This window comes from Anaerosacchariphilus polymeriproducens (assembly GCF_003363435.1).
Taxonomy (GTDB): domain Bacteria; phylum Bacillota; class Clostridia; order Lachnospirales; family Lachnospiraceae; genus Anaerosacchariphilus; species Anaerosacchariphilus polymeriproducens.
Map to the genome: position 1 here is coordinate 1 of NZ_QRCT01000037.1, position 1427 is coordinate 1427.

The 1427-nt window shown below is 37.4% G+C and carries 1 protein-coding gene; it reads left to right on the plus strand.

What is annotated here, in order from left to right; translation table 11 throughout:
* Positions 1 to 108 precede the first annotated feature (108 nt).
* Positions 109 to 1427: ISNCY family transposase (locus DWV06_RS12470; RefSeq protein WP_115482530.1), on the plus strand; the 1319-nt coding region annotated here is incomplete at its 3' end.

A 1427-nucleotide genomic window follows, 5' to 3' on the forward strand; every position in this document is an offset into this window, starting at 1 on the left:
TGTACCCCATTTTTGATAATGTCTTTATATACCACACATGATTATGTCCTATTAGGATTATATATGGTATACTTTTCCCTCATAACAAATGAAATGAGGAGACTACAAATGCGAAAGGTTACATTATCAATGAAAGCACAAGAACAATACGAAATTATTAAACGTCTGGCAGAACATCATATCTCTAAGGACTATGCCGCTATCAAGATCGGTTGTTCCAGACGACATATCAACCGCCTCTTAAAAAAATATAATACGGAAGGAAAGGCAGGATTTATTCATGGTAATTCAGGGCGCAAACCAGCCCATACTCTCTCTGATCACCTAAAGAGTGAAATTCTTTCTATTTACAACAATAAATACTGGGATACCAACTTTACTCATTGCTGTGAATTACTTGAGAAGCATGATGGAATTAAGATTTCTCCTTCTTGTCTTCGCAAAATACTTTATCAAGAGTTTATTCTTTCGCCTCGTGCTACAAGACGCTCAAAAAAACAAATGAATAAGCTGCTCAGGGACATGTATAAATCTGCAAAAACCAAAAAGGAAAAGAAGCTCATAGAGGCCAGTATCGTCCACATCGAAGATGCTCATTCCAGAAGACCACGGTGTGCTTACTTTGGTGAAATGATTCAGATGGATGCTTCTGTACATCTCTGGTTTGGTTCTCAGAAGGTTCACTTACATGCTGCTATTGATGATTCTACAGGTGCTATTGTAGGTGCTTATTTTGACTCACAAGAAACTTTAAATGGCTATTATCAGGTTCTCTATCAAATTTTAAATAATTTCGGGATTCCTAGTATGCTTTATACCGATAACCGTACGGTTTTTGAATATAAGAATAAGAAAATGAAAGAGGTAGGAAAAGATACCTTCACACAGTTTAGTTATGCCTGTAAGCAACTAGGCATTGAAATCAAGACTACAAGCATTGCTCAAGCGAAAGGTCGAGTAGAGAGACTGTTTCAAACTTTACAATCACGCCTTCCAGTCGAACTTCGCCTAGAAGGCATAACTACAATTAGCGAAGCAAATGTATTCTTGAACTCCTACATAAAAGAATACAACGCAAAATTTGCGCTTCCCATACATCATAACAAATCTGTATTCATTCAGCAACCAGATTTAGAAACAATTCATCAAACCCTTGCAATCCTCACTCCTAGAGTTGTTGATGCTGGCCATTGTATCAAATTTCAAAATAGGTATTACAAAACCATAGATTCAAGAGGACTGCAGGTCCATTATCATCGCGGAGTAAAAGGTTTAGTGATACAAACTTTTACGAAAGAGCTTTTCTTTAGCACGGGAGATAAGGTATATGCTCTTGACGAAGTTCCGGAACACGAGAAGGTATCCAAAAACTTTGATTTAACACCCGCTTCTGACAAACCGCAAAAAAGAGCAATCCCCTCACCAAA